8 protein-coding genes are annotated in these 6,891 nt (G+C 71.1%); all 8 read left to right on the forward strand.

Annotation, left to right across the window (positions count from 1 at the left end; translation table 11 throughout):
* Nucleotides 1-151: 151 nt before the first annotated feature.
* Nucleotides 152-1,351 carry a trans-sulfuration enzyme family protein gene (locus ACIA5F_RS14720; protein WP_399352709.1) on the forward strand — a complete coding sequence of 400 codons (1,200 nt, stop codon included), beginning with the start codon at nt 152-154 and terminating at the stop codon, nt 1,349-1,351.
* A 71-nt stretch (nt 1,352-1,422) separates the two neighbouring features.
* A complete protein-coding gene (locus tag ACIA5F_RS14725; protein ID WP_399352710.1) occupies nt 1,423-1,938 on the forward strand; it encodes a MaoC family dehydratase in 516 nt (171 codons plus the stop codon).
* Between the two features lie 82 nt (nt 1,939-2,020).
* Nucleotides 2,021-2,860, forward strand: coding sequence for a class I SAM-dependent methyltransferase (locus ACIA5F_RS14730; protein ID WP_399352712.1), 840 nt, complete (start codon nt 2,021-2,023; stop codon nt 2,858-2,860).
* Nucleotides 2,857-3,903, forward strand: a complete 1,047-nt coding sequence (locus ACIA5F_RS14735) for a methyltransferase domain-containing protein (RefSeq protein ID WP_399352714.1) — start codon at nt 2,857-2,859, stop codon at nt 3,901-3,903. Before ACIA5F_RS14730 ends, ACIA5F_RS14735 begins: the two co-directional genes overlap by 4 nt.
* Before the next feature lie 42 nt (nt 3,904-3,945).
* Entirely contained in the window at nt 3,946-4,839 is an 894-nt protein-coding gene (locus tag ACIA5F_RS14740; protein WP_399352716.1) for a diiron oxygenase, read from the forward strand.
* A gap of 34 nt (nt 4,840-4,873) precedes the next feature.
* Nucleotides 4,874-5,734: a hypothetical protein gene (locus ACIA5F_RS14745; protein ID WP_399352718.1), complete on the forward strand. Its 861-nt coding sequence runs from the start codon at nt 4,874-4,876 to the stop codon at nt 5,732-5,734.
* Between the two features lie 58 nt (nt 5,735-5,792).
* A complete protein-coding gene (locus ACIA5F_RS14750; RefSeq protein ID WP_399352720.1) occupies nt 5,793-6,506 on the forward strand; it encodes a 4'-phosphopantetheinyl transferase superfamily protein in 714 nt (237 codons plus the stop codon).
* Nucleotides 6,503-6,891 (forward strand): S-adenosylmethionine synthetase N-terminal domain-containing protein (locus ACIA5F_RS14755; protein ID WP_399352722.1); only part of this gene is annotated, 389 nt, incomplete at its 3' end. The genes ACIA5F_RS14750 and ACIA5F_RS14755, both read left to right, overlap by 4 nt.

Below are 6,891 nucleotides of genomic sequence, written 5' to 3' on the forward strand. Positions count from 1 at the left end.
TACGGGGTCACCCGTACCCGCACAAGGGGTCGCCCGACGTCCTTCCCGGACGTCGGGCGACCCCTTTTCCGTCACCCCGTCACCCCGTCACCCCGTCACCCCGTCACCCCGTCACCCCGTCACCCCCGCTTCCCCACGCGAGGAGACCCAGATGAAGGAGACCCGCATGAAGGACATCCGGACCCGCGCGGTCCACGTCGTCAACGAGCCGCTCCCGGGCGGCAGCAGGCCGCTGTCCGTGCCGCTCGTCCAGTCCTCGGCCTTCGCCTTCGACTCCGCCGCCGAACTGGCCGAGGCCATGGCGGGGCCCGACGGCGCGTACGTCTACAGCCGCCGGGGCAACCCCACCGTGCGCGCCCTGGAGCACACCCTCGCCGGACTGGAGGGCGGCGCCTCGGCCATCGCCTTCGCCTCGGGCATGGGCGCCATCAGCGGCGTCCTGCTGGCGCTGCTGCGCCCCGGCGACCAGGTGGTGGCGCAGCGGTGCCTGTACGGGGGGACGTACGCGGCCCTGACCGACCTGGCGGAGCGGTACGGCGTCGAGGTCACCTACATCGACGGCGACGGGGCAGACGGGTTCGAGGCGGTGGCGGGGCCGCGCGCCCGGCTCCTGCTGCTGGAGACCATCGCCAACCCGACCGGCCGGGTCCCGGACCTGCCGGGGCTGCTGGCGGCGGCCCGGCGGCGCAACGTGGTCAGCGCCGTGGACAACTCGCTCGCGTCGCCCGTCCTGTGCCGCCCCCTCGAACTCGGCGCCGACATCGTGCTCCACTCCACGACGAAGTACCTCGCCGGGCACTCCGACGTCCTCGGCGGAGCGGCCGTCTTCGCGGACGACGCCCTGCGGCGCCGGGTGTGGCCGCGCACGGTCGAACTCGGCGCCTGCGCCGACCCGTTCGCCGCCTGGCTGACCCTGCGCGGCATACCCACGCTGCCGCTGCGGATGCGGGAGCACTGCGCCAACGCGGGTCTGCTGGCGGCGCGGCTCGCCGCCCATCGGGCCGTCACGGCCGTCCACTGGCCGTGGCTCGCCTCCCACCCCTCGTACGCCACGGCCCGCGCGGTGCTCTCCGGCGGCGGCGGGCTGCTCTCCTTCGACCTGGCGGGCGGCCGGCCGGCGGGCCGGGCCTTCGTGGAGGCCGTCCGGGTGGCACGGCTGGCGCTGTCCCTGGGCGGGGTGGAGACGCTGGTGACACATCCGGCCACCACCTCCCACCGCGAGCTGGACGGCCCGGCGCTGGCCGCGGCCGGGATCGGCGCGGGCCTGGTGCGGATGTCGGTGGGCATCGAGGACCCCGAGGACCTGTGGCGGGACGTCGAACAGGCCCTGTCCGTCGTTCTTTTGGGTTGACAAAATAAACGAATGATTCGTAGATTGGTTCAGGCCAAGGAAATACTCCGCTACGTCAAGGGGGGCGCCTGATGCGCTACTTCGAGGACTTCCGGACCGGTGACGTCCACGAGCTGGGCACCGTCACCGTCACGACGCGGGAGGTGCTGGAGTTCGGGAAGCGCTTCGATCCGCAGCCCTTCCACACGAATCAGGAACTCGCCGCCGACTCGGCGTTCGGCGGCCTGATCGCCAGCGGCTGGCACACCGCCTCGATGTTCATGCGCCGCTACGTCGACGGCCTGCTCGCCTACAGCGCCTGTACCGGCTCCCCGGGGGTCGACGAGATCCGCTACCTGAAGCCGGTCCGGCCCGGGGACGTCCTCACCGCGCGCGTGGAGATCCTCGGTTCCCGCCCGTCACCGTTCAACCCCGGCACCGGCGTCGTGCAGCCCAAGTGCCTGCTCCTGGACAGCGACGGGACCGTCGTCTTCAGCATGATCCTGCACAGCATCTTCCGGCGGCGCCCCGTCGCCCACCCCGCCCCGCGCCCCGCGTCGCCGTCAGGCGCGCAGGACCCGGTCCCCTGCGCGCGGGCCATGGCCTGAACCACCCGGCCGGGTCCGCCGCGGACCGCCCGCCCGCCTGACCGCCCGTACCTTCCCCACCCGATGTGAAGGGAGACCTCCTGTGGAGGCCGTATCCCGCACCGCCCAGTGGACCGCCGCAGCGCGGGCCCTGGAGACCGAACGCGACGACCGGCTGTTCGCCGATCCCCACGCGCGCACCGTCGCCGACACGATCGGTTTCGAACTCCTCGACCGCTACGCGGGGGCCGGCACCGTGCCGTTCCTCGCCATCCGCACCACCTACCTGGACCGGGCGATCGTCCGCGCCGTCGAGGAACACGGCATCCGCCAGGTCGTGTTCCTCGCGGCCGGCATGGACACCCGCTTCTACCGGCTCCCGTGGCCCGACGGCGTGAGCGTCTACGAACTCGACCGCCCCGCCCTCCTGGAGGCCAAGGCGCGGATGCTCGCCGACGAGCCCGCCCCCGCCGGACGCACCCGCGTCACCGTCCCCGTCGACCTCACCCAGGACTGGACGGGGCCCCTCAAGGAAGCAGGCTGGCACAGCGACGAACCGGTGCTGTGGGTGGTCGAGGGCCTGCTGTTCTTCCTGCCCGAGCACGCGGTCCGCAACCTGATCTCGACCCTGGCCTCGCACGCGGCGCCCGGCTCGGTGCTGCTCGGCGACGTCATCAGCAAGGCCGCCCTGGACAACCCGCTCTCCCGCCCCTTCCTCCGCTGCCTGGAGGAGGACGGCAACCCGTGGCTGTTCGGCACCGAGACCCCGGAGCGGCTCCTCACCGACTGCGGCTGGGCCGTGCGCGAAGTCCGTCAGCCGGGCGAACCGGGCGCCGACTTCGGCCGCTGGCCCTACCCGGTCCCGCACCGCGGCGTCCCGGGCGTCCCCCGGTCCTTCCTGTTCACCTGCGACCTTCCCCCTGCTGAGGTGAGAGCGGCATGAGCGCCACCCACGAGTTCCACCAGCGCGTCATCAGCGACGCGGGGGCCGCTGTACGCGGACTCACCGTCGCCCTCGGCGAACGCCTCGGCCTCTACCGCGCCCTGGCCGAGGCCGGACCGCTCACCCCGGCCGCCCTCGCCGAACGCACCGGGATCTCCCGGCGCTACGCCGAGGAGTGGCTGCACTCCCAGCTCAGCGCCGGGTACGTCGAACGCCACCCGAGCGCCGACACGTACACGCTCCCCGCCGCGCACGTCCCCGTCCTGGCCGACCCGCAGGCCGTCACCTTCGCCGCCGGGTTCTTCACCGCCCTCAAGGCGCTGTACGCCACCGAGGACCTGCTCGTCGGCGCCTACCGGACCGGCGACGGCGTCGGCTGGGCCGAGCACGACCCGGCCCTGGACACCGGGATGGGAAGCTTCTTCCAGCCCACCTACGAACACCGGCTCGTCCCCGACTGGCTGCCCGCCCTCGACGGGGTCACCGCCAAACTGGCGGCCGGCGGCACCGTCGCCGACATCGGCTGCGGCGTCGGACACACCACACTGCTGATCGCCAGGGCGTTCCCCGAGGCCACCGTCCACGGCTTCGACTACTGCGAAGAGGCCATCGTCATCGCCCGGCAGCTCGCCGAGGAGGCCGGACTCTCCGACCGCGTCCGCTTCGAGGTCGCCTCGGCCGACGACTACCCGGGCTCCGGCTACGACCTGGTCACCTTCTTCAACGCCCTGCACGACATGGGCGACCCCGTCGCCGCCGCGCAGCACGCGTACAAGTCCCTGGACCCGGAGGGGACCTGGATGCTCGTCGAGTCCAACGTCTCGCCCCAGGACATCGACACCGACACCCCCGCCGCCCGCATGTTCATGGCGCTGTCCGCCGTGATGTGCCTGCCCGTGGCCGTGGCCCAGCGCGGACCCCACGCGCTCGGCAACCACTCCGGCGAGAAGGCGTTCCGCGCCATCGCCCAGGAGGCCGGCTTCACCCGCTGGCGGCGCGCGGCCGAGACGCCGGTCAACGCCGTCTACGAAGTACGGCCCTGAGCCCCGCGCCCGCGCCCCGCGCCACCACACCGAGGAGTCACCATGGGCGTCGCCGCCCCCCTGCCCGTAAGCGACCGGTTCCTGGAAGTCCTGGAACGGCTCAGCTCCCGCTCCATCGAGGAGTACTACAACCCCTACCAGCAGTTCGACTGGCCCGAGAAGCTCGAAGAGGGCCGGCTGTGGATGACCCCCGAACTGCTCACCGTCTACGGCACCCCCTTCTACGAACAGCTCGGCGAGGAGGCGGTGCGGCGGCTCTCCAAGTGGGAGAGCATCAACTTCTACAGCCTCAACGTGCACGGCATCCGGGAGCTGCTCATCGAGGTCGTCGGCCGCATCCACATGCCCGGCTTCGAGGTCCCCTCCGACTTCTTCCACCACTTCATCGGTGAGGAGAACGAACACATGTGGTTCTTCGCCGAGTTCTGCCGCCGCTACGGCCAGAAGATCTACGGATCGACCGCCATGCGCGCCGACTCCGCGTGGGAACCGGAGGTGGAGAACTTCCTCGTCTTCGCCCGGATTCTCTTCTTCGAGGAACTCGTCGACCACTACAACATGCGGATGGCGCAGGACGAGTCGCTCTGCCACACCATCCGCGAGGTCAACCGCATCCACCACCAGGACGAGTCCCGGCACATCGCCTTCGGCCGCGAACTGGTCTCCCTCCTCTTCAAGCGGATGCGTGAAACCGTCACCACCGAGCGGCTCGCCGAGGTGGAGGACTACCTCAAGAAGTACGTCGTCTACAGCGTCAACTCCCTCTACAACCCGCACGTCTACCGCGACGCGGGCATCGCCGACCCGCTGGCGCTGCGCAACGCCCTGGTCGCCGACGAGCGGCGCCGCCCGTTCGAGCGCAAGGCCATCCGCAAGCCGCTCGGCTTCTTCCTGAAGACCGGGATCTTCACCGACGACGTACTGCCCGCCATCTGAACGAGCCGTCCGCCGTCCGAGAGGTGACTCCACCATGACCGTGACAACCCCTTCGAGCGTCGGGGAGATGAGGGGCCTGCCGTCCCTCGGTCCCGAGGGAACCGCCCTGCTGCGGCTCCTCGACGACACCTTCGAGGGCTGGGGCGTCTACGCGGGCGCCAGCCCGATGACCATGCCCCCGCTGCTGCCGGCCGCCGACCTGGCCCGCCTCGACTACTACGACAACTTCCCGCACCAGGCCGTCGTCGCCGCCCCGCTCGACCTGGCGGCCCGGGCGACCAGCGAGTTCTGCAGGGAATCCGGCTGCTTCCCCTGCGACGCCCTCCAGCCGGCCTCGCTCGGCCTCCCCTCCGCGTCCTGCTACGCCGTGTACATAGACCACCAGGGCCGCGAGGTCGCCGACGACACCCTGGTCACCGTCGTCGGCTGGTGCTTCCGCAAGGAACAGCACTACGAGGACCTCCGCCGCCAGCTCGGTTTCCACATGAGGGAGATCGTGGCCATCGGCAGCCGGCAGCACGCCGAGGCACACCTCACCGCCTTCACCGCGCGGATCAACGCCTTCGCCGAGGCCCTGGACCTGCCGCTGCGCCGCGAGGCCGCCTGCGACCCGTTCTTCGACAAGGGCAGCTCCAAGGCGCTGCTCCAGCGGCTGACCCCGGTCAAGCACGAGTTCCTGTACGAGGACCTGGCGATCGCCTCGGTCAACACGCACCGCAACTTCTTCGGCGACCGGTGCGGCATCAGCCTCGCGTCCAGCGGGGGCCCGGCCTTCACCAGCTGCGTCGCCTTCGGCCTGGAGCGGTGGCTGTCCGCGCTGACCAGACGCTACGGAAGCTGGTCGGCGGCGACCGCGGCCGTTCTGCGCGCGAATGCGGCCGGGCCGGCGATCTGACGTGCCGACCCGACCCGTCGCCCCGTCGGCGGGCGGCCTGGGCTGGGCGAATCTCGGCATGGACATCGTGTCCGTCACCCGTGTCCGCCGACTGCTCGCCGAATACGGCGAGGACTTCTTCCAGCGGATGCTCACCCCCGGCGAACTCGCCGACTGCAGCACACCCGGCGGGCTCGACGTACTGAGCCTGTGCGGCCGGATCGCGGCCAAGGAAGCGGCGTTCAAGACCCTCCGCGTCCGGGGCAGGTTCCTGCCCTGGCTCGACATCGTCGTACGGCGCTCCGAGGGCGGCTGGCCGCTCGTGGAGCTCCGGCGGGCCGCGGCCGAGATGGCCGCCGAGTCCGGTATCGCCGAGATCACCGTGTCCATCAGCCACGACGTGGACTACGCCGTGGCCGTGGCCGCCCCGGTCCTCAGAGCCGGCTCCCCCGGGTACGCCTTACCACCGGGCCTCCCCGTACCGGGCGGTACCGGTCCCGCACCCCACCTCTCATCCATGTACAGCACTTCAAGGAGAGCACTCATGTCCGACGGCCTGCAGCAGGTGAAGAACTGGCTCCTCGCCCGCCACTCGGAGCGCGAAGACATCGCCCCCGACCTGGACCTCATCGAGAACCGTCTGATCGACTCGCTGTCCTTCGTGGAGTTCGTCTTCCTGCTGGAGCAGCACAGCGGGCGGTCGATCCAGATGGAGACCCTGGAGGTCGACGAGATCCGCACCCTCGCCGCCATCGAGTCCCACTTCTTCCCGGTCGAGGTGAGCCAGGCATGAGCAAGCGACTGTTCACCTCGGAGTCCGTGACCGAGGGCCACCCCGACAAGATCGCCGACCGGATCAGCGACACCATCCTCGACGCGCTGCTCCGCGAGGACCCCTCCTCACGCGTCGCCGTCGAGACCCTGATCACCACCGGCCTCGTCCACATCGCCGGCGAGGTCACCACCGAGGCGTACGCACCCATAGCGGCCCTCGTCCGCGGGGCGATACTCGACATCGGCTACGACTCCTCGAAGAAGGGCTTCGACGGCGCCTCCTGTGGCGTCTCGGTGTCCATCGGCGCCCAGTCCCCGGACATCGCGCAGGGCGTCGACACCGCCCTGGAGAAACGGGCCGAGGGCCAGGGAACAGGAGACGAGCTCGACAAGCAGGGCGCGGG

It is taken from the genome of Streptomyces sp. NPDC051567 (assembly GCF_044454165.1).
GTDB lineage: Bacteria > Actinomycetota > Actinomycetes > Streptomycetales > Streptomycetaceae > Streptomyces.

Bases quoted from the DNA above. Each gene is read 5' to 3' on its own strand.
- ACIA5F_RS14720 (WP_399352709.1), top strand. From the start codon at position 152: ATGAAGGAGACCCGCATGAAGGACATCCGGACCCGCGCGGTCCACGTC.
- ACIA5F_RS14725 (WP_399352710.1), top strand. From the start codon at position 1,423: ATGCGCTACTTCGAGGACTTCCGGACCGGTGACGTCCACGAGCTGGGC.
- ACIA5F_RS14735 (WP_399352714.1), top strand. From the start codon at position 2,857: ATGAGCGCCACCCACGAGTTCCACCAGCGCGTCATCAGCGACGCGGGG.
- ACIA5F_RS14740 (WP_399352716.1), top strand. From the start codon at position 3,946: ATGGGCGTCGCCGCCCCCCTGCCCGTAAGCGACCGGTTCCTGGAAGTC.
- ACIA5F_RS14745 (WP_399352718.1), top strand. From the start codon at position 4,874: ATGACCGTGACAACCCCTTCGAGCGTCGGGGAGATGAGGGGCCTGCCG.
- ACIA5F_RS14750 (WP_399352720.1), top strand. From the start codon at position 5,793: ATGGACATCGTGTCCGTCACCCGTGTCCGCCGACTGCTCGCCGAATAC.